Origin of the sequence: Citrobacter sp. TBCS-14, from assembly GCF_005280805.1 — a bacterium.
Lineage (GTDB): Bacteria > Pseudomonadota > Gammaproteobacteria > Enterobacterales > Enterobacteriaceae > Citrobacter > Citrobacter gillenii.
On record NZ_SZWM01001332.1, the window covers coordinates 1 to 251 of the forward strand.

Consider the following 251-nt stretch of genomic DNA (forward strand, 5'->3'; position numbering starts at 1 on the left):
ATTTTATCAACGATGTCGATAATTTGCTCTTTTTCTTCTGCTGTGTACATGTAACCGACTTTCTAGAAAGGTAGGTATGATTCATCAACTTCAATCGGTTCAGAGTTTCCAAACAAGTCTTGTTTAGCTTGTGATTGACTGCTATTATCATTAGAAATAAATACTTTTTCAACCGTAGGGAAAACAAAGTTATAATTTACATACTCGCCTGATTCCTTTGCTTGTACACGACCGCTGACCGTTACGGTGTC

Annotated in this window: 1 protein-coding gene; it reads right to left on the minus strand. The window is 36.7% G+C overall.

From position 1 onward, the window contains the following. Positions 1-62: 62 nt before the first annotated feature. Positions 63-251, minus strand: a 189-nt coding sequence (locus tag FDX22_RS27685; protein ID WP_186805487.1) for a single-stranded DNA-binding protein, incomplete at its 5' end; no start/stop codon positions are given.